At 69.1% G+C, this 24,018-nt stretch carries 20 protein-coding genes, 4 tRNA genes, 1 other RNA gene and 1 pseudogene; 12 read left to right on the top strand and 14 right to left on the bottom strand.

What is annotated here, in order from left to right; genetic code table 11:
- Positions 1 to 131: 131 nt before the first annotated feature.
- Positions 132 to 557 (bottom strand): hemerythrin domain-containing protein, encoded by a 426-nt coding sequence (locus F7R91_RS05145; RefSeq protein ID WP_191971361.1) that lies wholly within the window; start codon positions 555 to 557, stop codon positions 132 to 134.
- Positions 558 to 770: 213 nt separating this feature from the next.
- On the opposite strand from F7R91_RS05145, the gene F7R91_RS05150 reads away from it, so the two are divergent.
- Positions 771 to 1,187 carry a putative zinc-binding protein gene (locus tag F7R91_RS05150; protein WP_150944953.1) on the top strand — a complete coding sequence of 139 codons (417 nt, stop codon included), beginning with the start codon at positions 771 to 773 and terminating at the stop codon, positions 1,185 to 1,187.
- Positions 1,174 to 1,962 carry a YwiC-like family protein gene (locus tag F7R91_RS05155; protein WP_150944955.1) on the top strand — a complete coding sequence of 263 codons (789 nt, stop codon included), beginning with the start codon at positions 1,174 to 1,176 and terminating at the stop codon, positions 1,960 to 1,962. Before F7R91_RS05150 ends, F7R91_RS05155 begins: the two co-directional genes overlap by 14 nt.
- 65 nt (positions 1,963 to 2,027) lie before the next feature.
- On the opposite strand, the gene purL is transcribed toward F7R91_RS05155, so the two are convergent.
- Genes purL through purS form a run of 3 tightly spaced genes read right to left on the bottom strand, consistent with a single transcriptional unit; the run spans position 2,028 to position 5,223 of the window.
- Positions 2,028 to 4,286: a phosphoribosylformylglycinamidine synthase subunit PurL gene (purL, locus tag F7R91_RS05160; RefSeq protein ID WP_150944957.1), complete on the bottom strand. Its 2,259-nt coding sequence runs from the start codon at positions 4,284 to 4,286 to the stop codon at positions 2,028 to 2,030.
- On the bottom strand, positions 4,283 to 4,963 hold the full coding sequence (gene purQ / locus F7R91_RS05165) for a phosphoribosylformylglycinamidine synthase subunit PurQ (RefSeq protein WP_150944959.1): 681 nt from the start codon (positions 4,961 to 4,963) through the stop codon (positions 4,283 to 4,285). The genes purL and purQ overlap by 4 nt, the downstream gene beginning before the upstream one ends.
- Positions 4,960 to 5,223, bottom strand: coding sequence for a phosphoribosylformylglycinamidine synthase subunit PurS (gene purS / locus F7R91_RS05170; protein WP_150944962.1), 264 nt, complete (start codon positions 5,221 to 5,223; stop codon positions 4,960 to 4,962). The genes purQ and purS overlap by 4 nt, the downstream gene beginning before the upstream one ends.
- Positions 5,224 to 5,562: 339 nt before the next feature.
- Here purS and F7R91_RS05175 point away from each other — a divergent pair, with 339 nt between their 5' ends.
- The 8 genes from F7R91_RS05175 (at position 5,563) to F7R91_RS05210 (ending at position 10,092) form a co-directional block, all read left to right on the top strand.
- Positions 5,563 to 5,880, top strand: a complete 318-nt coding sequence (locus F7R91_RS05175; RefSeq protein ID WP_150944964.1) for a histone-like nucleoid-structuring protein Lsr2 — start codon at positions 5,563 to 5,565, stop codon at positions 5,878 to 5,880.
- A 147-nt stretch (positions 5,881 to 6,027) separates the two neighbouring features.
- Positions 6,028 to 6,099: transfer RNA gene (locus tag F7R91_RS05180), tRNA-Gly, on the top strand.
- 80 nt (positions 6,100 to 6,179) lie between these two features.
- Positions 6,180 to 6,252: transfer RNA gene (locus F7R91_RS05185), tRNA-Gly, on the top strand.
- A 162-nt stretch (positions 6,253 to 6,414) separates the two neighbouring features.
- Positions 6,415 to 7,368, top strand: coding sequence for an ABC transporter ATP-binding protein (locus tag F7R91_RS05190; protein WP_150944965.1), 954 nt, complete (start codon positions 6,415 to 6,417; stop codon positions 7,366 to 7,368).
- Complete coding sequence (locus F7R91_RS05195) at positions 7,365 to 8,141, top strand: ABC transporter permease (protein ID WP_150944967.1); 777 nt, start codon at positions 7,365 to 7,367, stop codon at positions 8,139 to 8,141. Before F7R91_RS05190 ends, F7R91_RS05195 begins: the two co-directional genes overlap by 4 nt.
- A gap of 17 nt (positions 8,142 to 8,158) precedes the next feature.
- Positions 8,159 to 9,385 (top strand): sensor histidine kinase, encoded by a 1,227-nt coding sequence (locus F7R91_RS05200; protein WP_150944969.1) that lies wholly within the window; start codon positions 8,159 to 8,161, stop codon positions 9,383 to 9,385.
- Positions 9,382 to 9,993: a response regulator transcription factor gene (locus tag F7R91_RS05205; RefSeq protein ID WP_150944971.1), complete on the top strand. Its 612-nt coding sequence runs from the start codon at positions 9,382 to 9,384 to the stop codon at positions 9,991 to 9,993. The genes F7R91_RS05200 and F7R91_RS05205 overlap by 4 nt, the downstream gene beginning before the upstream one ends.
- Positions 9,994 to 10,016: 23 nt before the next feature.
- Positions 10,017 to 10,092, top strand: a tRNA-Gly gene (locus tag F7R91_RS05210).
- 98 nt (positions 10,093 to 10,190) lie between these two features.
- Here F7R91_RS05210 and F7R91_RS05215 read toward each other — a convergent pair.
- The 6 genes from F7R91_RS05215 to ffs all read right to left on the bottom strand — a co-directional run bounded on the left by F7R91_RS05215 (position 10,191) and on the right by ffs (position 19,396).
- The gene (locus F7R91_RS05215) at positions 10,191 to 11,090 is read right to left on the bottom strand and encodes a phosphoribosylaminoimidazolesuccinocarboxamide synthase (RefSeq protein ID WP_150944973.1); all 900 of its coding nucleotides are present in this window, start codon (positions 11,088 to 11,090) and stop codon (positions 10,191 to 10,193) included.
- Between the two features lie 144 nt (positions 11,091 to 11,234).
- On the bottom strand, positions 11,235 to 12,806 hold the full coding sequence (locus F7R91_RS05220) for a N,N-dimethylformamidase beta subunit family domain-containing protein (protein ID WP_150944975.1): 1,572 nt from the start codon (positions 12,804 to 12,806) through the stop codon (positions 11,235 to 11,237).
- A gap of 263 nt (positions 12,807 to 13,069) precedes the next feature.
- Positions 13,070 to 15,157, bottom strand: a complete 2,088-nt coding sequence (locus F7R91_RS05225; protein WP_150945579.1) for a M48 family metalloprotease — start codon at positions 15,155 to 15,157, stop codon at positions 13,070 to 13,072.
- A 277-nt stretch (positions 15,158 to 15,434) separates the two neighbouring features.
- Positions 15,435 to 16,688 (bottom strand): phosphoribosylamine--glycine ligase, encoded by a 1,254-nt coding sequence (gene purD / locus F7R91_RS05230; RefSeq protein WP_150944977.1) that lies wholly within the window; start codon positions 16,686 to 16,688, stop codon positions 15,435 to 15,437.
- Positions 16,689 to 16,863: 175 nt separating this feature from the next.
- Positions 16,864 to 19,221, bottom strand: a complete 2,358-nt coding sequence (locus F7R91_RS05235; protein ID WP_150944979.1) for a DNA polymerase III subunit gamma and tau — start codon at positions 19,219 to 19,221, stop codon at positions 16,864 to 16,866.
- An 80-nt stretch (positions 19,222 to 19,301) separates the two neighbouring features.
- An RNA gene (ffs, locus tag F7R91_RS05240) (signal recognition particle sRNA small type) lies at positions 19,302 to 19,396 on the bottom strand.
- A 72-nt stretch (positions 19,397 to 19,468) separates the two neighbouring features.
- Between ffs and F7R91_RS05245 the strand changes: the two genes are divergently transcribed.
- Positions 19,469 to 19,556, top strand: a tRNA-Ser gene (locus F7R91_RS05245).
- Positions 19,557 to 19,635: 79 nt separating this feature from the next.
- Here the strand turns inward: F7R91_RS05245 and F7R91_RS05250 are convergent.
- The 4 genes and pseudogenes from F7R91_RS05250 to F7R91_RS05265 form a co-directional block, all read right to left on the bottom strand.
- Positions 19,636 to 20,103 (bottom strand): annotated as a pseudogene (locus tag F7R91_RS05250) (tyrosine-type recombinase/integrase); the annotation flags it as partial.
- Between the two features lie 301 nt (positions 20,104 to 20,404).
- On the bottom strand, positions 20,405 to 21,169 hold the full coding sequence (locus F7R91_RS05255) for a hypothetical protein (protein WP_150944980.1): 765 nt from the start codon (positions 21,167 to 21,169) through the stop codon (positions 20,405 to 20,407).
- A gap of 626 nt (positions 21,170 to 21,795) precedes the next feature.
- Positions 21,796 to 22,620: a TIGR04255 family protein gene (locus F7R91_RS05260; RefSeq protein ID WP_150944982.1), complete on the bottom strand. Its 825-nt coding sequence runs from the start codon at positions 22,618 to 22,620 to the stop codon at positions 21,796 to 21,798.
- 309 nt (positions 22,621 to 22,929) lie between these two features.
- Positions 22,930 to 23,106 carry a hypothetical protein gene (locus tag F7R91_RS05265; protein ID WP_225320533.1) on the bottom strand — a complete coding sequence of 59 codons (177 nt, stop codon included), beginning with the start codon at positions 23,104 to 23,106 and terminating at the stop codon, positions 22,930 to 22,932.
- A gap of 222 nt (positions 23,107 to 23,328) precedes the next feature.
- On the opposite strand from F7R91_RS05265, the gene F7R91_RS05270 reads away from it, so the two are divergent.
- Entirely contained in the window at positions 23,329 to 23,976 is a 648-nt protein-coding gene (locus F7R91_RS05270) for a hypothetical protein (RefSeq protein ID WP_150944984.1), read from the top strand.
- The last annotated feature ends 42 nt before the right edge of the window (positions 23,977 to 24,018 follow it).

Raw genomic sequence — 24,018 nt, forward strand, 5'->3', positions numbered from 1 at the left:
TCTGCGGCATGATCCGCCGGACAGGCCCTGGTCGGCCCGGTCGGCGGGGAGGTTGCGGTTGTCCGGGGCCGGTTGCTGCGTGGGCGCGGTGACCCCGGGGCCGGGACGCCGCGGGGTCACGCTGCGCACGGTCAGGCGGCCCCGCATCGGCCTCCGCAGGCGCAGGCGCTGGGGGCAGCGGCATCGACGGCTGCCCAGTCCTCGGCGTCGAGGACGGCGTGCGCGGCGGGGAAGAGCTCCAGGTTCTCCTTGCGGATGTGTTCGTCGAGCTCGTCGAGGATCCGCGTGACTGCGTCGCGCCAGCCCACGAGGGTGAGGCCGGCCTGGTCGATGGCCGCGTGCAGGCCGGTGTGCTCGGCCTCCAGCTCCCGTACCTGGTCGGCGTAGTCGCCCTGCCGCGTCAGACGGGCGAACAGGCCGTGCTCCTCCCACTTGTTGTGCGGGGTGAGGAGGGACTGCATTTCGCCGAACCTGGTACGCGCCGTGGGTTCGTCCCCGTCCGCCAGGGCCTGCCGGACTTGCTGGGCGAGGTCGGCGATGAGCTCGTGCTGACGCATGAGCTGTCCGATGGCGCCTTGGTCCCGGCAGCCGCAGTGGTCACACATGGGTGTTCGCCTTCACTGGATCTCGATGAAGGCCGACCGGCTGGCCGACCGGATTCGCACATGACGCCTTGATGTTACAGTCCATCCTAGTAAAAACATATTGTCTTCGTTTTTATTGCTCCCTTCCGTACCCGGTGGCCGGGGCCGCTCCCGAAAGGACTCCCGTTGCCCAAGCATCGTCGCGATCTCCCGCTCGTCTACTCCTGCTCCGGTTGCTCGAGCGCGGCGCAGATGACCAACTGGCTCGCCATCCAGCTCGACCGCCGCGGCGTGGCGGAGATGTCCTGCATCGCCGGGGTCGGGGGCGATGTGCCCAGCCTCGTACGCAAGGCGACCAGCGGCCGGCCGGTCATCGCGATCGACGGCTGTGTCCTGCAGTGCGCCCGCCACTGCCTCGCCCGCCACGACGTGACGCCGACGGTGCACCACCTGCTCAGCGACGACGGCGTGCGCAAGCGGCTCGGCGAGGACTTCGACGAGAGTGAGGCGCAGACGGTCCTCGACGGCATACTCACCCGCCTCGACACGGCACTCGACCCCTCCCCCTCGGACGAGGGTGCACATGTCCATGCAGACAGGTAGGACCCGCCCAGCCACCCGGCCCGGTGCCACCGGTACCGTCCCGGCAGCCCGTCGGAAACGCCGCCGCGGCCAGTGGGTCCCCCCGCAGCACGGCGCTTGGGCCATGCTGCTCGTTCCCTACTTCGCCGGCCTCATCGCCGTCGGCTTCTCCTGGGTGCAGCTCCCGCTTCTGCTCGGCTGGGTCGGCGGCTATCTGCTGTCCTACTTCGGACTGCTGGCCGTCAAGACGCGCCGTCCCGGCCGGGTCCGCGCGCAGCTCCTCGTCTACGGGAGCGTCACGCTCACTGCCGGTGCCACGGTCCTCCTCGCACGCCCGCAACTCCTGCTGTTCGCCCCGGTCTTCGCGGCGGTGCTCGGGGTCAATGGGCTCTTCGCCAAGGCCCGACGGGACCGCGCCCTGGCCAACGGCCTGGTCTCGGTCGTGGCGGCGACGCTCATCCTCCCCGTCGTCGCGGTGGCGGGCGGAGCGTCGCTCTGGCGGGTCACCGGCCCATTCCTGGTGACGCTCCTCTACTTCACCGGATCCCTGCTCTTCGTCAGGACGACCATCCGGGAGCGTGGCAACCGGCACCTGCTGGCCGCGTCAGTCGCCTTCCATGCCGTCGCCCTGGCGGCGGCCACCTGGGTGGCGTTCCCCTATGCGGTCCCCTTCACCGGCTACCTGATCCGCGCGGCCGCCCTGCCCCGACGCGGCCTCACCCCCAAGCGGATCGGCATCGCCGAGATCGTCAGCTCGGCCGCACTTCTGGCTTCGGTCGCCCTCGTGACGGTCTGAGCCCGGCACGACCGGAGGCCCTGTCCGCCAACGGACAGGGCCTCCGACTCACACACTGACGGGACCTACGCCAGGAGCGCCGGGATCGTCCCCTCGTGCGCCTCGCGCAGTTCGTCCAGGGTGAGTGCGAACTCGCCCTGGAGCTCCACCGAGTCTCCGTCCACGACACCGATGCGCGCGGCGGGCAGGCCGCGGGCGCCGCACATGTCGTTGAAGCGGACCTCCTCCGAGCGCGGCACGGCGACGACCGCCCGCCCCGCCGACTCCGAGAAGAGGAAGGTGAACGCGTCGAGCCCGTCCGGTACGACGAGACGCGCGCCCTTGCCGCCCAGCAGCGCGGACTCCACGACCGCCTGGATCAGACCGCCGTCGGACAGGTCGTGCGCGGAGTCGATCATGCCGTCGCGGGAGGCGGAGATCAGGATCTCGCCGAGCAGGCGCTCGCGCTCCAGGTCGACCTTCGGAGGCATGCCGCCGAGGTGGTCGTGGACGACCTGGGACCAGGCCGAGCCGCCGAATTCCTCGGCCGTGTCGCCGAGGAGATAGAGCAGCTGGCCCTCCTCCTGGAAGGCGACCGGCGTGCGACGGGCCACATCGTCGATGACGCCGAGGACCGCGACGACCGGGGTCGGGTGGATGGCCGCCTCGCCCGTCTGGTTGTAGAGCGAGACGTTGCCGCCGGTCACCGGCGTGCCGAGCTGCTGACAGGCGTCCGCGAGACCCCGTACCGCCTCCGCGAACTGCCACATCACCGCCGGGTCCTCGGGCGAGCCGAAGTTCAGGCAGTCGGAGACGGCGAGCGGCTTGGCACCGGTGGTCGCCACGTTGCGGTACGCCTCCGCGAGGGCCAGCTGCGCGCCCGCGTACGGGTCGAGCTTGGCGTAGCGGCCGTTGCCGTCGGTCGCGATGGCGACGCCGAGCCCGCTCTCCTCGTCGATGCGGATCATGCCGGAGTCCTCGGGCTGGGCGAGGACGGTGTTGCCCTGCACGAAGTGGTCGTACTGCGAGGTGATCCACTTCTTGGAGGCCTGGTTGGGCGAGCCGACCAGCTTGAGCACCTGCTCCCCCAGCTCGTCACCCGAACCCGGCCGGGGCAGCTTGTTCGCGTCGTCCGCCTGGAGCTCGTCCTGCCAGGACGGGCGGGCGTACGGGCGCTCGTACACCGGGCCCTCGTGGGCCACGGTCCGCGGGTCGACGTCGACGATCTTGCCGCCGTGCCAGTAGATCTCCAGACGGTCGCCGTCGGTCACCTCGCCGATGACGGTGGCGATGACGTCCCACTTGTCGCAGATCTCCAGGAACCGGTCGACCTTCGCCGGCTCGACGACCGCGCACATGCGTTCCTGCGACTCGCTCATGAGGATTTCCTCGGGCGAGAGGGTCGAGTCGCGCAGAGGTACGTCGTCGAGCGTCACGCGCATGCCGCCGGAGCCGTTCGACGCCAGCTCGGACGTGGCGCAGGACAGGCCCGCCGCACCGAGGTCCTGGATGCCGACGACCAGCTTCTCCCGGAACGCCTCCAGGGTGCACTCGATGAGGAGCTTCTCCTGGAAGGGGTCGCCGACCTGGACGGCGGGGCGCTTGGAGGGCTTGGCGTCGTCGAAGGTCTCGGACGCGAGGATGGACGCGCCGCCGATGCCGTCGCCACCGGTCCGGGCCCCGTACAGGATGACCTTGTTGCCCGCGCCGGACGCCTTCGCGAGGTGGATGTCCTCATGTCGCATCACACCGATGGCACCGGCGTTGACCAGCGGATTGCCCTGGTAGCAGGAGTCGAAGACGACCTCGCCGCCGATGTTGGGCAGGCCCAGGCAGTTGCCGTAGCCGCCGATGCCGGCGACGACGCCCGGCAGGACGCGCTTGGTGTCGGGGTGGTCGGCCGAGCCGAAGCGGAGCGGGTCGACGACGGCGACCGGGCGCGCGCCCATCGCGATGATGTCGCGGACGATGCCGCCGACGCCCGTGGCCGCGCCCTGGTAGGGCTCCACGTAGGAGGGGTGGTTGTGCGACTCGACCTTGAAGGTCACGGCGTATCCCTGGCCGACGTCCACCACGCCCGCGTTCTCGCCGATGCCGACGAGGAGGGCGTCCGACCGAGGCGCCTTCTCGCCGAACTGGCGCAGATGCACCTTCGACGACTTGTACGAGCAGTGCTCGGACCACATGACCGAGTACATGGCGAGCTCGGCGCCGGTGGGACGGCGGCCGAGGATCTCCACGACCCGCTCGTACTCGTCCTTCTTCAGGCCGAGTTCGGCCCAGGGCAGCTCGACGTCGGGGGTCGCGGCCGCGTGCTCGACCGTGTCCAGAGGCGTCCGGCTCATGCGTTGACCAGCTTCTTGAGGATCGAGGTGAAGAAGGGCAGGCCGTCGGTGCGGCCGGTGCCGATGAGCGGCTCCACGGCGTGCTCCGGGTGCGGCATCAGGCCTACGACGTTCCCGGCCTCGTTGGTGATGCCGGCGATGTCGTTGAGCGAGCCGTTCGGGTTGAAGTCCAGGTAGCGGAACGCAACCCGTCCCTCCGCCTCCAGCTTGTCCAGCGTGTACCGGTCGGCGACGTAGCGGCCGTCCATGTTCTTCAGCGGGATGTGGATCTCCTGGCCCGCTTCGTAGTCGCTGGTCCAGGCCGTGTCCGCGTTCTCCACCTGCAGCTTCTGGTCGCGGCAGATGAAGTGCAGGTGGTCGTTGCCGAGCATCCCGCCCGGGAGGAGGTGGGCCTCGGTGAGGACCTGGAAGCCGTTGCAGATGCCGAGGACCGGGAGGCCGGCCTTCGCCTGCTCGATGACGCTCTCCATCACGGGCGAGAAGCGGGAGATGGCGCCGGCCCGCAGATAGTCGCCGTAGGAGAAACCACCCGGCAGCACCACGGCGTCGACCTGCTTGAGGTCCTTGTCCTTGTGCCAGAGGGCGACGGGTTCGGCGCCCGCCAGACGGATCGCGCGCTGGGTGTCCCGGTCGTCGAGGCTGCCGGGGAAAGTGACGACGCCAATACGAGCGGTCACTTCACGGCCTCCGCGACTTCCTCCACCTTGACGGTGAAGTCCTCGATCACGGTGTTGGCGAGGAAGGATTCCGCAAGATCGTGGATGCGGCCGAGCGTGGCCTCGTCGACCGGCCCGTCAACTTCCAGTTCGAATCGCTTTCCCTGACGTACGTCGGAGATGCCTTCGAAACCCAGTCGCGGCAGTGCGCGCTGCACCGCCTGGCCCTGGGGGTCGAGGATCTCCGGCTTGAGCATGACGTCGACTACGACGCGTGCCACTGGCACTCCCGGTGTGTGGTGCTGAGCAGGTTCCTTCAGACTACCCGCACAAAATTTCTACGCGGGTAGAGTTGTAGGAATCTACGGACCGGCCATCACGATCACGTATCGGAGGGGTGTCTTCACGAAAAGTTCAGGGAAAGATCCGGGATCAGTGCGTCATACCTATTGCACTGGGACACGCGGACAGATTTAGTCGGGCTTCACATTGCAATGCCGGGCACTGTACAAATGAATTGGCAATAGCCGATACTTTGCCCAATAACAGGCGGACAGTCGGCATCTCCGAGGCGTCTTGGCACGTCATCGCAGAGATGCCGCACGAAGGGACCGATATTCGTGGCGCAGCGTGTCGTAGTCACTCTCTTTGACGACATCGACGGCTCGGAAGCGGCGGAAACGATCGCCTTCGGACTCGACGGCAAGTCGTACGAGATCGACCTGAACCAAGCCAATGCCAAGAAACTGCGTAAGGCGCTCGCGCCGTACGTGGAGGCCGGCCGCAAGCGGTCGAGGTCGGGCAAGGCATACCGGCAGACGGAGGTCGCCCCCGACCCGGCGGCCGTCCGGGCCTGGGCCCAGGCCAACAAGATGGAGGTGCCTGCGCGCGGGCGGATCCCGAAGAAGGTCTACGAGGCGTTCGCCGAGGCGCAGTAGAGCGTTCACGGCGTCGCGAGCCCCGTGCCCGACGTCCGGTCACCCGCCCCTCGGGAGAACCGACTTGCGCTGCACCCCTCCTGGTCAGCTAGAGTCTGGAGCACGCCGAGGGGCGAGGCCGAAAAAGCCCAGCTCCGCGGAGTACATGCGGGTGTAGTTCAGTAGCAGAACATCCCCCTTCCAGGGGGAAGGCGCAGTGTGCAATTCCTGTCACCCGCTCTGCACCGCCGGTCCGACCACTCCTGTGGATCAGGTAGGCTGGTGCTCGCGCCGATCGGTGAGAGCCGGTCGGGGGCAATGCGGACGTAGCTCAGTTGGTAGAGCGCAACCTTGCCAAGGTTGAGGTCGCGAGTTCGAGCCTCGTCGTCCGCTCGGGAATGAGACCCCGGTCCATCGGACCGGGGTCTTTTCGCATCCGGTCACATCCGGTCGTATCCGCTCGTATCCGGTGACGCGTGTCCGTCTGACATTTGTCATGCCGAGTGATGACACCTCGCACTGCTGCCGGGCCCGGAACGCGGTGACGCTGAAGGCATGGACACAGGCGGACACGAACACGTGATTGAGGTCACCGACCTGCGGCGTGTGTACGGGGGCGGGTTCGAGGCGGTGCGCGGCATCTCCTTTTCCGTGCGCCGTGGAGAGATCTTCGCCCTGCTGGGCACCAACGGCGCCGGAAAGACATCGACGGTCGAACTGCTCGAAGGGCTCGCCCGGCCGGCCGGCGGGCGGGTGCGGGTCCTCGGCCACGACCCCGTCGCCGACCGGGCCGTCGTACGGCCCCGCACCGGCGTCATGCTCCAGGAGGGCGGCTTCCCGTCCGAGCTGACCGTCGCGGAGACCACGCGGCTGTGGACGGGCTGCACCAGCGGGGCCCGCCCCGAACGGGAGGCACTGGAGCTCGTCGGACTGGCCGGGAAGGCCGACGTGCGTGTGAAGCAGTTGTCCGGAGGTGAGCGGCGGCGCCTGGACCTCGCGCTCGCGCTGCTCGGCGAACCCGAAGTGCTGTTCCTCGACGAGCCGACGACCGGACTGGACGCCGAAGGGCGCCGCGACACCTGGGACTTGGTGCGCGCCCTGCGCGACGCGGGCACGACCGTGCTGCTGACCACGCACTATCTGGAGGAGGCGGAGGACCTCGCCGACCGGCTCGCGATCCTGCACGAGGGACGCATCGCGGCGGCGGGAACACCGGACGACGTGACCGCGGCGCAGCCCTCCCGGATCTCCTTCGAGCTTCCCGCGGGCTACTTCGTCGGGGATCTGCCGCCGCTCGGCGAACTGGGCGTGTGCGGGCACGAGATGGCCGGACGGACCGTCCGGCTGCGGACCCACGAACTCCAGCGCACGGCCACCCGGCTGCTGGTGTGGGCCGAGCGGGCCGTTGTGGAGCTGCGCAGGCTCGATGTGCGGTCGGCCTCGCTGGAGGAAGCGTTCCTCGGGATCGCCCGGGACACGTCCCGGCCTGCACAGGAGTACGTGGCATGAGCACCGTCACCACCACCCCGGCCGGCCGGATGGCCGCACTCGCACGGGCCGAGCTCATGCTGCTCGGGCGCAGCAGGACCGCCGTCCTCTCGGCCGTGTTCCTGCCCCTCGCGATGCCGCTCAGTCTGCAGTCGGCGGTCGAACAGATGGACCTCAAGGACATCGGGCTCAGCGTCGGGCTGGTGCTGCTGCCCGCCTCGATCGGCTTCTCGCTGCTCTTCAGCGTGTACGCCACCCTCGTGGGCGTCTTCACCGCCCGGCGCGAGGAACTCGTCCTCAAGCGACTGCGCACCGGCGAACTGCACGACGCGGAGATCCTCGCCGGGGCCGCGTTCCCGGCGGCCGCCATCGGCCTGGTCCAGTCCCTGGTCCTTGCGGTGGGCTGTACGGCCCTGCTCGACGTGCCCGCGCCCAAGGCGCCCCAACTCGCCGTCCTGGGCCTGGTGTCGGGCCTCGCACTGTGCGCGTGCCTGGCGGCGGTCACCGCGGGCTTCACCCGGACCGTCGAGAGCGCGCAGGTCACTTCACTCCCGCTGATCCTCTCGTCGATGACGGTCTCCGGGGTCGTCGTCCCGCTGGACCTGCTGCCCGACCGGCTGGCCACGGTGTGCGAACTGCAGCCGCTGACAGGGGTGATCACATTGGTGCGCGGCGGCTGGACCGGGGACCTCTCCGCGTACGAGACGGTGGTCCCGGTGCTGACCACGCTGGCCTGGACCGCCGTAGGAGTGTTTGCTGTACGGCGGTGGTTCCGGTGGGAGCCGCGGCGCTGACTGACGGGGGGACCGAGGTGCGTGGGCCGGTCACATGGTGGCGGGGCAAGAGCACGCCGGCGAAGGTGGAGACGTACACCCGATGGTCGTTCCACTTCTTCGTCGCGATCGAGATCGCCACGGTCGGACTGCCGGCCCTCGGCCAGGTGGAGCCCGGTCTTGCGGGCCGGCTGGTGCTGATGGTGTGCGTGCACGGCGGGGTCTGCGCCGTGACGGCGGCCCGGGCGCTGGACTGGACGCGGGGCCGCCGCGAGCAGCCCGTCCGGATGCTGTGGACACTGGGCGGCGTCACCGCGGCGGTCGCCGTCGCGGCGGTCTGGATCGGGGAGCACGGTCCGGGCGGTGACGAGGTCGACACCGCGACGGGCGGACTCTTCGCGACCGTGCTCGTCGTCGGAGCCGGCGTCATGACACTCGGCGTCCGCCGCCGACGGCGCGCGTCCACCGTCGTCGCCGGCTTCGCGGCGGGCTCGGGGCTGGTGGCGTTCGCGCTGGGGGTGCCCGCCCCCGCCGCGCTGCTCACCGTCGTCACCGTCCTGATCGGCGCGGGGCTCCTCGCCTTCACCTCCGCCTTCTCCGTCTGGCTCCTCAACACCGTCTACGAACTCGACGAGGCCCGCGAGACGCGTGCCCGGCTCGCCGTCGCCGAGGAACGGCTCCGCTTCGGGCGCGATCTGCACGACGTGATGGGACGGAACCTGGCCGTGATCGCGCTGAAGAGCGAGCTGGCGGTGCAGCTGGCGCGGCGCGGGCGGCCGGAGGCGGTGGAGCAGATGATCGAGGTGCAGCGCATCGCGCAGGAGTCGCAGCGCGAGGTGCGGGACGTCGTACGGGGCTACCGCGAGGCCGACCTCGGCGCCGAACTCGCCGGTGCACAGGGCGTGTTGACCGCGGCGGGCATACGGTGCGAGGTGAGCGGCGAGACGGCCGGACTGCCCGCCGAGGTGCAGTCGGCGCTGGGCTGGGTCGTACGGGAGGCGACCACCAATGTGCTGCGGCACGGGGACGCCGGGCGGTGCACGGTAGCCTTGTCGGTGACCGAGGAGCGTGTGGTGCTGACCGTGGAGAACGACGGGGCGCGGGCCACCGGCGGGGGCGGCGGATCGGGGCTGGCGGGGCTGCGGGAGCGGCTGACGGCGGTGGACGGCGAGCTGGAGGCGGGTTCGGCGGGCGACGACCGGTTCCGGGTGACCGCCACGGTGCCGCTGCCGACGGTGCGCACGGTGAGCGAGGTCACCTCGTGACGCCCGTACGGCTGCTGCTCGCCGACGACGAGCACCTCATCCGGGGTGCGCTCGCCGCACTGCTGTCGCTGGAGGACGACCTCGTGATCGTCGCCGAGGCGGCAAGCGGACCCGAGGCGCTGGCGATGGCGCGGTCCCACCAACCCGATGTGGCCGTACTGGATCTTCAGATGCCCGGCGCGGACGGTGTGAAGGTCGCCACATCCCTGCGCGCCGAACTGCCCGGCTGCCAGGTGCTGATCGTCACCAGTCACGGCCGGCCCGGACATCTCAAGCGGGCCCTTGAAGCGGGAGTGCGCGGATTCGTCCCGAAGACGGTCAGCGCACGGCGCCTCGCCGAGATCATCCGCACCGTCCATGCCGGAAACCGCTACGTCGACCCCGAGTTGGCCGCCGACGCGATCGCCGCCGGAGACTCGCCGCTGACCTCCCGGGAGGCGGAGGTGCTGGAGCTCGCCGCCGACGGGGCGCCCGTCGCGGAGATCGCGGAACGGGCCGCACTCTCGCAGGGGACGGTGCGGAACTACCTGTCCTCGGCCGTCTCCAAGCTCGGGGCGGAGAACCGTCATGCGGCCGTGCGGCTCGCCCGCGAGCGAGGTTGGGTATAGTTGGCCTCGCGCCACGGCGCAGTGCGGACGTAGCTCAGTTGGTAGAGCGCAACCTTGCCAAGGTTGAGGTCGCGAGTTCGAGCCTCGTCGTCCGCTCCAGCGAAAGGCCCCGGTCATGGACCGGGGCCTTTGTCGTGCCGGGCCCCTGCCATGGGCCCCTTGTCATGGGGCCCCTTGTCATGGGGCGCCGGTTGTGGCTAGCTCCAGGCCAAGCCCGTCAGGCGTTCGTACGCCTCGACGTACTTGGCGCGGGTCGCGGCCACCACCTGCTCGGGCAGCGGCGGCGGGGGCTGCTCGCTCTTGCGGTCCCAGCCGGACTCCGGCGAGGTCAGCCAGTCGCGGACGAACTGCTTGTCGTACGACGGCTGCGCACGGCCCGGCTGCCACTGGTCGGCCGGCCAGAAGCGGGAGGAGTCCGGGGTGAGGACCTCGTCCGCGATGACCAGGGTGTCGTCCTCGAAGCCGAACTCGAACTTCGTGTCCGCGAGGATGATCCCGCGGTCGCGGGCGATGTCGCGGGCCCGGGAGTAGACCGCGAGGGTGGCCTGACGCAGTTGGGCGGCCGTGTCCGCGCCGACCTTGCGGGCGACCTCCTCGTAGGAGACGTTCTCGTCGTGCTCGCCGACCGCTGCCTTGGTCGCCGGGGTGAAGATCGGGGCGGGCAGCTCCGAGCCGTCGACCAGACCCTCGGGGAGGGTGAGGCCGCAGACGGTGCGGGACTCGTTGTACTCGGCCAGGCCCGAGCCGGTGAGGTAACCGCGGGCCACACACTCCACCGGCACCATCTGGAGCGACGTGCAGACCAGCGTGCGGCCCGCCCAGTCGGCGGGGGCGCCGGCCGGGAGTTCGGTGCTCAGGACGTGGTTGGGGGCGATGTCGGCGAGCTGGTCGAACCACCACAGCGAGAGCTGGGTGAGGACCCGGCCCTTGTCGGGGATCTCGGTGGGCAGCACCCAGTCGTAGGCGGAGAGGCGGTCGCTGGCGACCATCACGAGGTCGCCCGCCTCGTTCTGATACAGCTCGCGCACCTTGCCGGTGTGCAGATGCACCAGACCCGGAACCTGAATCGGTTCGGGCTTTTCGACGAATCCGGACACGGTTCCTCCCCGTGGTTCTGTCCAATGGCTCGATTCTCCCGTATGCGGGGATCGGGTTCGGTCCGGGGTACGCGCAGCGCGGTCTGCCGCGAGGTCGGGGGCTGTTGCACGGCAGAAGGTCACGGGCCGCGGCGCGGCGGACGATCAGTCACGTTTGCAGATGCGGTCCAGAAGGTTCACCGTGGCGCGCTGCACGCGCGGGTCGACGTGGCCCGGACGGTCCAGGGACGGGGACCAGGCGAAGGTCCCGGATGCGAAGACCAGGGCGCCGGAGGGGGCGCGGTAGAGGGAGGTCTCCTGGTGGCGCAGGACACCCTCGCCGTCGGTGTACGGGGAGTGGGCGAGCAGGATGCGGTCGTCGTGCTCGGGCAGCGCGGTGCGCGGGAAGTAGCGGTCGGCCTCACCCGCGACCAGACCGTCGATCCCGTCGCCGTCCAGCGCGCCCGTCGCCTCCCACAGCCAGTGGCCGGCATTGCGGACGATCAGGGGGGACGGCTCGGGGACACGGCCCGCGTACTGGATGCCGACCACCTGCTGTTCGGCACGGTCGATCTCACGCCAGAGCAGCGGCCGGCCCGGACCCTTGCGTTTGCGGCAGGTGAGCAGGCGGTCGGGGACGCCGGAGGGGGAGGGGCCCAGCTCCACCTGCCAGTACATGGTGTTGGCGGAGAGGAAGACGAGGGACGTGCCGTGGTCGCGGGCGCCCTCCACGGCACGCCGCATACCCGCCGACCAGTACTCGTCGTGGCCGGGGAAGACCAGGCCGCGGTAGCGGTTGAGGTCCAGGTGGCCGGCGTGCAGATCGCGGGCGTCGGCGTAGGCGAGGTCGTAGCCGTAGCGCTCGGCGAAGCGGATGAAGTCGTAGGCATGACCGACGTGCAGGGGGAGGCCCGCTCCCGCGTACGGCCGGTCGAACGAGACCGTGGTCGCGGCGTCCGCCTCGCCCAGCAGCCGGCCGTTCTCGTCCCAGGCGTGGTAGAGACTTGCGCCCGTGCGGCCGTCCTCGGGGTAGAGGTTGTAGGCCTGCCAGGTGACGTCGGGCAGGAGCAGCAGCAGATCCGCGGGGTGGTTGTCGCGGACGGTGAAGGGGACGTGCGAACGGTAGCCGTCGGTGGTCGTCAGGACGGCGACGTACGCCCCGATGTTCCAGTAGCTCGGGATCTGGAGGCGCCAGGACAGCCACCAGTGGTGGCAGGAGACCGTGCGGTCGGCGGTCAGCGGCGGGGGCTGGACGATGCCGGACAGCCGGGGGCTGGTGGTGATCTTCGTGGCGCCGTCGCCGCCGTAGTGGCCGATGCGGTAGATGTCGACGGCGAATTCCTGGGGCGGGTCGACGGTGATGTGGAAGTCGACTGCCTCGCCTGGCGCGACCGCGCCGGTGGAGACGAAGCCCTTGATCTGCCGGCGGACGTCGTCCGCCGAGCGGGGGCCTCCGGAGGCGGTGCGGGGGGACGGGACCCTCGGGGTGCCCGCTTGCGGGGTGTGGGCCCGGTGGCCCTGGTCGGCCTGGTGGGTTTGGTCGGCCTGGTGGGTTTGGTCGGCCTGGTGGGTCTGGTGGGCCTGGTCCGGGTCGACGTACCAGGGAACCATCTGGCCGGTGTCGTCGAAGTAGGTGTCGGTGCCGCGGAGCCAGGGGAGAGGCCCCTGGCCGAAGGGATCCGTCACGGCGTGCGCCAGTGCGCCCGACTCCCAGCGGCGGATGTGCTCCGATCCCATCGATCGCTCCCCTCCCTCGTGCCCCCGCTCGTACCCCGCTCATGCCCCCGCTGGTGCACCCGTTTGCCCGTGGTCGGGCATCGTGGTCATGCGTCGTGGGTGGTGCGGTGGAAGCCCTTGCTGTGCGCGTGAGTGGTCCCAGCACATCACATTACGCACGCGGGCGGTCACTATTCGTTGCGAATTGACCGAAAGTGGAACCAGCGGGTCCGGCATGTGTGGGAGTGTCCGGCGACGGCTCCGCTGGGTGGTCCTGGTCGTCGTCAGACCAGTCGTACCGGCTTTTCCGGGCGTATCCCCGACTTGACCAACCACGCCCGCAGCGGGCCCGGGTCGCCGTCCTCGACGAGGCTGAGGACCCGGGGGCTCAGGTCGGCCGCCCGTTCACCGTTGATGAGGAGGGACGGGCCGTCGAGCCAGTCGAGGCCCGGGGTGGCTCCGGCGGTATCCATCGCGGCGCAGCAGACCATCGCGGTGACGTGATCGGCGAGCAGCTCCCGGCCGGTGCGGGGCGGCTGGAGGGGGAAGAGGGGGAGCGTGCCGTCGTCCCAGAGGGCGGCGTCGGCGGCCTGCCCGACGGTCGGCCCGGCTGACGGGTCACCGGGGGCGGCCGCCTCTTCCCGCGCCAGCTCCGCGCTGAGCCCGGCGGCGAGTGCGGAACTCCGTTCGTTGCCGCGGACGGGGTCGTCCTCGTCTTCGTCCCTGGCGAGTTCTGCTTGGGCGGGTGGGGTGGGGGTCGGGGTGAGGGTCGTGGGTATGGGGGACTTGGTCGTGGGTATGGCGGACTTCTGCGTGCCGCCGCGGTGTGCCTGCGCGGCGTCGGAGGCTGTCGGGCTTGACGGCGCCGCATCCTGCCGGGCCGATGCGTGGTCGGGCGTCGGGGTGCCGGAAGCCGTCCTGCTTGACGGCGCCGTGTCCTCCCAGGCCGGCGTCGCGTCGGTGGACGGCTTCGGGCGTGACGGCGCCGCGTCCTGCCAGGCCGCTGCAGGCGCCTCGGGGTGCGCGGGCGGCGCCTCGTCGGCCGGGGTGAAGAGCGACGTCGTCGCCTCTGAAGGCGTCGTGTTCTGTGGGGCCGTCAGGTGATTCAGGACTCGGGAGAGGGTCGGACCGTCGGTGTTCGGTGCGTCGGCGTTCTGGGAACGGCGGACGCCCAGCGTGTCCAGGACTCGGTGGAGGCGGGCCGCATCCGTGCGCCACTTCCGGTCGACGACCTCTTCCGGATACTCGTGCCAGTCCACCGGGGACCAGTCCGGGCGGGGCTCGGCGGGGCCCCCGTGGAAGAGGCGGGCAGCGAGGAGCGAGGCGGCCTCGTCGACCGCTCCGGGCTCTTCGAGCAGGTCGCAGGCGGGGCGCTCGCCCAGACGGGAGGCGAATCCCTCGGCCAGCCGGTCCCGGCGGGAGAGCTCGGTGAGGGCGGCGACCACGCCCGCGTCCAGCCGGGAGGGCCAGCGGCCCATGCGCCAGGCGGGCAGCGCGACCCGGGTCAGCAGCCGGTCCCAGCCCGCGTACGCCAGGCCCACCTGTTCCTGGGCGACGATCCGCAGTCCGTAATCCACAGCCTGTGCACGCTCGGCGGCCGCGGCGGCGACCCCGCGTTCCATCTCGGCCGCATGGCCGCGACAGCTGCGCAGCAGCAGACGGGCTGCCCAGCCGACCCCGGCGAGCACCGTGCGGGAGACCGGATTCCGGCCGGGCGCCGTGCTCACGGCCAACGCCGCATCCAGCCCCCGTACGAAGCGGCGGGCGGCGGCTATGTCGGGGTGCGCCGAAGGTCCCGTACCGGCGACGACCGGGGCGAGGACCGCCCGCAGCTCGCCGACGCGCATCCACCACAGGAACGGGGAGCCGATGACGAGGACGGGAGCGGCCGTCGTACGCCGTGGCCGGGGTGCCCCGAGGCTCCGCACACCCGCTATCTCGTCGCGAGCCTCGGGCGGGGGCGGGCCGTGGGCCGGGTGGGTGCGGTCCTCCAGCCAGCTGTCGCAGTCCGGGGTGAGGGCTATCGCGGACGGGGCGGGTACGTCGAGGCGGTCGGCGAGGTCGCGCACCATCCGGTACAGGTCGGGGGCCGACTCCTCGGCAATCGGGACGGTCGGGCTGACGGCGGGCCGTGCGCGGGCGACCACCAGGGCGACACCGGCGGCCGCGAGCAGCACGAGGACGGCGGCCGTGACCACGGTCCAGCGGGCCGCGTGCCAGCCCGGGCCCACCAGGTGGCCGGTGGAAATGCCGGCGAGCAGCACCACGGCGACGGCCGCGGGCAGCAGGGCGACGGCCAGCGCACGGCTGCGAATGCGCAGCACGGCGACCGCCCGCGAACGCGCGGCCTGCGCGCCTGCCTCCACACCCATACCTGTCACGACCGGACCTCACCCCCTCGCTGCCTGGTTCTCCTGGCGTTGCTCACTCCCCCACTGTGGCACCCACGACTGACATCGCAATGCCGGTGGGCCAAGTGCCGGAAGCCTGCGCCGCACCATAGTTGGGGCCCTGCCCGCCGTCAGCTGTATGGGACTTCGGTCACTCGATGGAATGGCTCAGGGGAAAGGTGGATGACGGAAGGCAAAAGACCAGGCCCCGGATCCGAAGACGGATCCGGGGCCTGCCGGGTTCATCGGCGGCGGTAGCTCACACGCCGGCGGCCGCCTTGGCCGCGATGTCCGTACGGTGCTGGGAACCGTCGAGCCCGACGCGGGAAACGGCCCGATATGCGCGCTCACGGGCTTGGGTCAGGTCCTTGCCGCGCGCCGTGACGGAAAGGACGCGACCGCCCGCGCTCACGACGGTGTCGCCCTCGCGCCGGGTGCCCGCGTGCAGGACGTACGCGTGCGGGGTGTCCTGGGCGGCCACCTCGTCGAGCCCGGTGATCGGGTCGCCGGTGCGCGGGGTGCCGGGGTAGTTGTGCGAGGCGACGACGACGGTGACCGCCGCGTCGTCGCTCCAGCGCAGGGGCTCCAGGTGGGCGAGGCCGCCCGTCGCGGCGGCCATCAGGACACCGGCCAGCGGAGTCTTCAGCCGGGCCAGGACGACCTGCGTCTCGGGGTCCCCGAAGCGGGCGTTGAACTCGATCACACGGACACCGCGCGAGGTGATCGCGAGCCCGGCGTAGAGCAGGCCGGAGAACGGCGTCCCCCGGCGGCGCATCTCGTCGACGGTCGGCTGGAGAACCGTCTCCATGACGTCGTCCACCAGCTTCGGGTCGGCCCAGGGCAGCGGGGAGTACGCGCCCATGCCTCCGGTGTTGGGGCCCTCGTCGCCGTCGAGCGCGCGCTTGAAGTCCTGGGCGGGCTGGAGCGGGACGACGGTCTCGCCGTCGGTGACGGCGAAGAGGGAGACCTCGGGGCCGTCCAGGAACTCCTCGATGACGACCCGCTCGCAGGCGTTCGCATGCGCCCTGGCCGCCTCGATGTCGGCGGTGACGACGACGCCCTTGCCGGCGGCGAGCCCGTCGTCCTTGACGACGTACGGCGCTCCGAAGGCGTCGAGGGCCTCGTCGACCTCCTCGGGCGTCGTGCAGACGTACGACCGTGCCGTGGGGACGCCCGCTCCCGCCATCACTTCCTTGGCGAAGGCCTTGGAGCCCTCCAGCTGCGCGGCCTCCTTGGAGGGGCCGAAGACCGGGATGCCGGCCTCACGCACGGCGTCGGCGACCCCGGCGACGAGGGGTGCCTCCGGCCCGACCACGACCAGCTCGGCACCGAGTTCCGTGGCCAGCGCGGCCACGGCGGTGCCGTCCAGGGCGTCGACCTGGTGCAGCTCGGCGACCTCGGCGATACCGGCGTTGCCGGGGGCGCAGTGCAGCGCGGTGACGTCGGGATCTAGGGACAGGGAACGGCACAGGGCGTGTTCGCGGGCGCCGCTACCGATGACGAGGACCTTCACGGGGGTCAGCCTAACGGGAGGGCGGGCGGGGGGTTTGTGCGGGCTTCTGAAGGGATGGGGGTGGCAGGTTTGTGGGTTCCTCCCAAACGGGGCGCGTGCCTGCACGCCGACGGGTGCCTGCACGCCGATGGTTGCCTGCAGGCGCCGATGGGTGCCTGCACGCCGGCGCGGTGGCCTACTCGTTCGAGAACTCCTCGACCACCGTGGCTCCGAGCTCCCGCACGATGAGTTCGCGTCCGGACAAGGCCGACTCGTTGAGGTCCGGATCGTCGTCCTCGGGGATGTCGTCCTCGGGGGCGACCGGGGGCGGGGACGCCGGTGCGGAGGGCTGGGGGGCGGGGCGGGGAGCGGCGGCGGGTGGCTGAGCCGACGTCTGCGGTGTGGGTGCGGTGGACGTGGGCTGGGGGGACGCCGGGCGCTGGGCGCTCGTACCGCCGGCGCCGGCCGCATGGTTGCTCCCGCCACCGGCGAAGCCACCGCCCGCGGAGCCACCGGCGCCGTAACCACCGGGGGCGCCGCCTCCGCCGTAGCCACCGGTACCGCCGCCGGTGGCCGGGGGTGCCGAACCGCCCGACGGGTCGACGATCGCCTCGATCTTCCACTGCACGTTGAACTGCTCGGCCAGCGCCTGCCGCAGCACGTCCTCGCTGCCGCTGCTGGCGAAGTTGTCGCGCGCGCCCGCGTTGACGAAGCCGAGCTGGAGGGTGGTGCCGTCGAAGCCGGCGACCTGTGCGTTCTGGCTGAGCAGGATCCAGGTGAAGCGGCGGCGGTTCTTGACCGCCTCCAGGATGTTCGGCCAGAGCATGCGGGGGTCGAGGCCACCGGCCGGGGGTGTGGGGGCGGCGGAAGCGGGCGGCGCGGTCTGCGAGGTCGGTGCGTGTGGGGGCTCGGCGGGAGCGGCCTGGCGCTGTCCGCCGCCGGCGGGCGCCGCGGTGGGCCAGCCGCCCGGGCGTCGGCCTCCGCCCGTAGGGGCGGGGGCGGGCCAGGCGCCGGGGGTGGAGGGAGCGGGGGCGGGGGCGGCTGGGGCGGGTGATGGCTGGGGCTGCTGGGACTGGGTTGGCTGGGTCTGGGCCGGTTGGGGCTGGGGCTGCTGGGCCTGGCCGTGGTCGGAAGGACCGGGGGCAGGACCCCCCGCAGAACCGGCAACGGGCGCTGCCGCAGGCGCCGTACCTCGGTCATCGCCCGCTGGCTGGGGTGCTCCCTGCCCCGCCGCACCACCCGGCGCCCGCACCGCTGCCCGGGCGGCGGCAGGACCGCCACCCGGCGTGACGGGCGCGGCAGCCGCGGGCGCGCCTCCCCCCTGCACGGCGCCCCCATGCGCGTCGGGCCCGGGTACGTACCCCATGGCGGGCATACCACCCCCCGCGGAGAAGTTGACGCCCCGCTCCAGGCGGTCCAGGCGGGCCATGACGGACCGCTCGTCCCCGTAGGCGGCGGGCAGCATCACGCGCGCGCAGATCAGCTCGAGCTGGAGGCGGGGCGAGGTGGCCCCCCGCATCTCGGTCAGTCCTTCGTTGACGAGGTCGGCGGCGCGGCTCAGTTCGGCGGCGCCGAAGATGCCGGCCTGGGCCTGCATACGCTCCAGGACATCGGCGGGAGCGTCGATGAGGCCCTTCTCCACCGCGTCGGGGACGGCGGCGAGGATCACCAGGTCACGCAGCCGCTCCAGCAGGTCGGCGACGAACCGCCGGGGATCGTTGCCCCCCTCGATGACCCGGTCGACGACCTCGAAGGCCGCGGCGCCGTCACCGGTGGCGAAGGCCTCGACCACGGAGTCGAGAAGGGACCCCTCGGTGTAGCCGAGCAGGGAGGTCGCCATGGCATACGTCACACCGTCCGCTCCTGCGCCGGCGAGCAGCTGGTCCATGACGGACATGGAGTCACGCACGGACCCCGCACCGGCCCGCACGACGAGCGGCAGGACGCCGTCCTCGACAGGGATGTTCTCGCGCCCGCACACCTCGCCGAGGTAGTCCCTCAGGGTCCCCGGCGGCACGAGCCGGAAGGGATAGTGATGGGTCCGCGACCGGATGGTCCCGATGACCTTCTCGGGCTCGGTGGTCGCGAAGATGAACTTGAGATGCTCGGGCGGCTCCTCGACGACCTTGAGGAGCGCGTTGAAGCCGGCCGACGTGACCATGTGGGCCTCGTCGATGATGTAGATCTTGTAGCGGCTGCTCGCGGGGCCGAAGAAGGCCTTCTCGCGCAGTTCACGGGCGTCGTCGACACCACCGTGCGATGCGGCGTCGATCTCGATGACATCGATGGAGCCGGGCCCGTTCCGCGCCAGGTCACGACACGACTGGCACTCTCCGCAGGGCGTCGGCGTGGGCCCCTGCTCGCAGTTCAGACAGCGCGCCAGAATCCGCGCGCTGGTCGTCTTGCCGCACCCGCGCGGCCCGCTGAACAGGTACGCGTGATTGACCCGGTTGTTCCGCAGCGCCTGCTGCAGCGGGTCAGTGACATGCTCCTGCCCGATGACCTCGGCGAAAGACTCCGGGCGATAGCGGCGGTACAGCGCGAGAGACGACACGCATACGAGGTTATAGGCGCCCACTGACAACCAGCCCCGCCCGCGGAAACCGGCCCGCCCGCGGAAACCGGCCCGCCCACGCAAGCGCCCCCCACGCACCCGCCAGAGCCAACCTACCCTTGCTGCCTTCCGGCCCTGGGGGAGTTCAGTCAGATAGCGCCGCGTGAGGGGCTCCGCACAGGCTACAGGATCTGAGCGGGGGGAACGAGTTCGCTAGCACTCCTCTCGGTCATGTAATGTTTCCGGCGGAGGATTCGCCTAGAGGCCTAGGGCGCACGCTTGGAAAGCGTGTTGGGGGCAACCCCTCACGAGTTCGAATCTCGTATCCTCCGCCAGTGCCTCACCGGGCACGATGTCGAAGGGCCCCACCGTTCGCGGTGGGGCCCTTCGACGTTGTCCGTCTCAGTTTCCGTCTCAGTTGGATTTCTCCTGAGTGCCGGTGCCGGGTAGCACCCAGAGCGCGTCTCCGACTTGCTGGGCGACCTTGCGGAGCATGGTCCCGGTCACGTGCATGTACCGAGCGCGCATCCGGGCCGCTCCCCCAGGCTCCCAACCCATGATCGAGTCGATAACGACGTCCGGGACGCCGAGGATCAGGAGGACGGTCGCGGCAGTGTGGCGAGCGTCATGAAGGCGGCCGTCCCGCACTCCGGCGTCTCGTAGAAGCCGCTTCCAGATGTGGAAGTCGGTGTTCGGGCTCAGCGGCCCGCCGGTCGGCGAGGCGAACACGTACCCCTTGCCCTCCCAGTCGGCACCGGCCACGATCCGCTCCCGCTCCTGCGCTTCCTGGTGCTGGCGGAGAATCTTGATCAGTGGATCGGGCAGGCCGATGGTGCGCCGTCCGGCCCGGGACCACGCCCAGGCCGTCATCGCCCTCGCACGACGCCGCACCAATGTGCTGTGGGCCCTCCTGCGCGACGACCGAGCCTTCACTCCCACCCCACCCATCACGCAGAGGGCTTGACTCAGCCCGAGGCCACAAAGCCCGCAGCGTGGCTGAGGTCGGCGGGGGTGCAGCGAGGCACACGCGCGCCTGATCAGTCGGCCTGCCCGCCGTCGTGGCTGACGTTCGTCGGCTGATGCACAGACGATCTCCGGGACGAGGCCCCGCTCTCACTGGTGGGAGGCGGCCACAGCCTTGACCCGGTCCTTGAAACTCCCGGCCAAAGCCGCTCCACCGACCTCAGTGGGCCCCCTGTGGCCCGTCAGGCTTCCCCCAGGTAATTTGAGAAAGGTCAGCGGAATAGGAATTCTCCAGCAGCTCCAAGGACGCTTCAGCCCGAGTGCCAACCTCCACACCTGCCAGAGTTCCAAGGTCTCCGGGAACGTCGGCAAGTCGACCTGCGGCCCACGTTCGGACCGCCTCAGGGTCGACATCATCAACAGTTACAACGAAGACACCATAGAGAGGATGTTCCGCCTCCTCAACTTCCACAAGAATATCGTGAATCTTGTGCTGCAGAGGACCTCTTGGCCTGTTGAAAGTTTTAGCTACTGCCCTCATCAAATCGACCAGTTCCGGAGGAACTGCCGGGCGATCATACCTGAGGCCGAGCCAGCTCTTAAATGCCTTCAGTCGACCATCAGCCAAGGAAGGCTGCAGTCCATCCCGCAGATTCACCAAAGCAGCGGGAGAAATCGTCAGGCGAGGCGATTCAGAGATCAAGAAACAGCCGTCGGCCAGCAGAAGCCTTCTTGCCCGAATGCCCCAATCGCTGGGCGGGTTTTCTCGATAAACTGGCCGCAGCTCGATTGACGGCTCATTACTCGCGACGGAGGCTCCGGAAAGGTCGCAGTCCTGAGTGGCCACAATCCATTCACGATGCTGCCACGAAGAGCTTCCCGGAGCTCCTCTCTCTGAATTGACCACAATTGCAGAGATTTGCAATGAGGCCTCAAAAAGAGACCCTTGTCGCCACCCTGCGTCAAAGAGCGAAAAATCGGTCACGCCCCACTGCTATTCTGTGAGTTCGACCGAAGCTCTTCCAGGCTTCACCGAGTAAGAGCTTCGCATCATTTTCCCCTTACGCCGCGGAGTGATGACATCGAGCGCCGCAAGGTATGCCCTGTTACCGTCCTCCACTCTCACAAAGTCAAGCGCCGACTGGGCTCCTGGCTCAGGAGCCTGTTCAAGAGCCTGTGCGAGAGGGTACCGCTTACGTTCGGCCAACGGGGCGATACGCGAAAGTAGCTGGTGAAGAACACTCAGCCTGCGCTGCACATGCGGAGATCTGGCCAACGCTCCCGCTCCCCCCTTCTCTGCGGCCTTGACGGTTGGATGCGTCACGCCGAGAGCCTGCGCCAAGCGGCGATTTGACCAGCCCGTCAGACCCTTGATGTCGCGAACTGTCTGCTGAACTCGAGGAGACGGAGAAGCGTCCTGCGTCCGAAATGCCTTTCGCTCAAAGGCGTCGGGCTCAGGCCCACGAACCGACCCGGGAGAAAAAGCGCCAACCAGAGGGCCTCCCGTGGAGGGAATGTTTCTGCCTGACCGTCCTGGCGGCGGAAGAGTGGGGTCAGCCGAAAAAGGGTTATATGGAGAGACTGTCATGTCGCGCTCAGGCATGAGTGCAGTCATTTTTCCTCCAACCCGAAGTGCTCGGCTCCCTTTTCGGACAGAGACCAATAAAAGAACCTGTCCATCTGAGAGTGCAGGATTTTGAACTGATCAACCAATCCATCGACTGAAAACGACTGCGAGGCCTCCACGAAAAAGTCGAGGTCAAGAACGTACGATGGAGACGTCACGGGAACTGGGGGCAGACCTGAAATTACGGCGCCGGATGGGAACCAGCCGGTCGTGACGAGGCCTTGCGCGGCAGCTGGGAAGTTCTCAAATTCCCCCTCTTGCCCTGCCTTAATCTGAACGCGATTTACTGCGGCATCCAGTCGTGCATTCAGGATGGGGCTAGAGCTCCAGCCGAGAATCTCCGGGCGGAACCAGTCGATCCAGGAGAACTCGTTCTCCGGTAGGGGCTCAGCTACAGAGAGATATCTCACTCCAAGGCGATTGCAGCGCGCCAATGGCACTGTAGAAGAGATGGCGGATAGGCAAAATGAGAGCAGATTGGCGAATTCCCGGACGCCCTTATACCGTTGATCTATTACGAGGTTGAGCGCACCGGGAGTTAGTACAAGCTTATGGCCATCTTCGTCAGAGAATTGCCAACCGTCCTGCGGACCTGATTCGATCACGGCTCCGGATGGCCCAAGCTGTACAGACATGTTGGACGAGGCTTGTTCCATGTAGGGCAGGTGCTCACGCAGCCGCTCCTGAAGAGGCGCGATGCCGGCCACTGTCCCGAGGCTGGCAACCACCGGGTAGCGCACCTGCACCAGCGCCTGCACCAGCGGTGGCCTGGCTAGGCGATACGGAGCTGGCTCTGGCAGGTCGAACACTGCGGCCTACTTTCCACGGGTTTACCAGGTCTAACCACACTAGCAGCCTGCCCTTGCAAGGGAAGGACAAATCGGTCCGCTAGAGGCCTCCTGAGGTGCCACCCTCAGGCCCGGCGGGCGCTCCCTCAAGGTGCGGCATGCGGCCGTGAGTGTGTCCAAGCGTGCAGCGGGTGGCTGACATCGCCAACTGACATCAACGACGCCCGGGGCGGCCGGACGGGGACCAGGAAGCATCGCAAGAGGTGTGTATGAGAAGGCCGCCGCCAAGCGTCATCGAACTCCTGAAGCGGTGCTCACTTTCTGCTCCGCTCAGGGCGAGGGCGTGAACCCAGCGGACAGGTCGAGATGGAAGGAGGATCCTGGGGCCGTCGGGGTCCAGCCCTCGCGCAAGGCGTGTTCGACGGCTTGGGATACGTCGGATGGCAGGGTCGGCTTGGCTTCGCGTCCGATCCAGTTGCTCAGGTGCGGCTGGTTGGTGGTGACCACGAGTGTTGTCCCCGGAGTGTCCGCATGCTCGACCGCGAACGTGCACGGCGTCCAGGCCAGGCCCCCATGAGCGTGGGTGAGGCCGCGCCAAGATGCGCCAGCCCGTGTCTCGCCACATGCTGTCCTCGTAGTTGTCTCCGAATCTGCTGCTGTTTTTGAACTCAAGCGTCAAGTGCTGAGAATTTCACGCATGAGCCTTTTGCTATTTGACGGAATGCCGCGATGAGGAACATGTCGATTTTGGCAGCTAGCCTATTTGGATGGGACTGGGGGAATGTGCCCGCCTGGGTCGGCACAGCTTCTGTGGTTCTCGCTGCTATTGCATACAGGCGTAGCGTTCGCGATCAGAAGATGGCGCAAGCGCGCAAGATAGCAGCATGGGTCATAGGTAGCGCCCACGGCGATACAGAATCAGATCATGAAAGACAACCCGAACTACTGGTGAGCAATTCCAGCGACGCCTCAATATTCGAGCTGAAGGTAAGGGATGGCATCACTGGTCAGACACTTTGTTCCCCGATTTCGGAGGTCCCGGCGACTTCAAAGGCTCGCCACAGGATGGATTTGGCGGATGACGCGGAGGTACAGGCGATTTGGGCTGCCGCCATGCTGGGGATGATAGTGGTGTGGGCTTCTTCTGAATCCACTGATATCGATGTGGATCTGCTCGAAATGCCACTACGGATGGAGTTCAGGGACGCCCAGGGGATGTGGTGGAAGCGCGATTCATCAGGAAAGGTTAGGCCCCTGAGATTGTCAATTCCTGACCGGCTTGCATTCGCCCTTACTCGATGGTCCGCAAAGAAGGCTTTTCGTGAACTCAGAAAGGAGCAAAAGGTGGCCGAGAAGGTCAATGAGGAAGCTAATTGATTGACACCTATGGGAGCCGCACTGCATCGCCGAGGTCGTGGC

Origin of the sequence: Streptomyces luteolifulvus (assembly GCF_008806595.1) — a bacterium.
In the GTDB taxonomy this organism is placed as follows: Bacteria; Actinomycetota; Actinomycetes; order Streptomycetales; family Streptomycetaceae; genus Streptomyces; species Streptomyces luteolifulvus.

What these genes read in the sequence shown, in the direction of transcription:
- F7R91_RS05195 (WP_150944967.1), top strand. Translation starts at nt 7,365, where the DNA reads ATGAGCACCGTCACCACCACCCCGGCCGGCCGGATGGCCGCACTCGCA.
- purL (WP_150944957.1), bottom strand. Translation starts at nt 4,286, where the DNA reads ATGAGCCGGACGCCTCTGGACACGGTCGAGCACGCGGCCGCGACCCCC.
- F7R91_RS05225 (WP_150945579.1), bottom strand. Translation starts at nt 15,157, where the DNA reads ATGGGTGTGGAGGCAGGCGCGCAGGCCGCGCGTTCGCGGGCGGTCGCC.
- F7R91_RS05155 (WP_150944955.1), top strand. Translation starts at nt 1,174, where the DNA reads ATGCAGACAGGTAGGACCCGCCCAGCCACCCGGCCCGGTGCCACCGGT.
- F7R91_RS05270 (WP_150944984.1), top strand. Translation starts at nt 23,329, where the DNA reads ATGAGGAACATGTCGATTTTGGCAGCTAGCCTATTTGGATGGGACTGG.
- F7R91_RS05220 (WP_150944975.1), bottom strand. Translation starts at nt 12,806, where the DNA reads ATGGGATCGGAGCACATCCGCCGCTGGGAGTCGGGCGCACTGGCGCAC.
- F7R91_RS05145 (WP_191971361.1), bottom strand. Translation starts at nt 557, where the DNA reads ATGCGTCAGCACGAGCTCATCGCCGACCTCGCCCAGCAAGTCCGGCAG.
- F7R91_RS05190 (WP_150944965.1), top strand. Translation starts at nt 6,415, where the DNA reads ATGGACACAGGCGGACACGAACACGTGATTGAGGTCACCGACCTGCGG.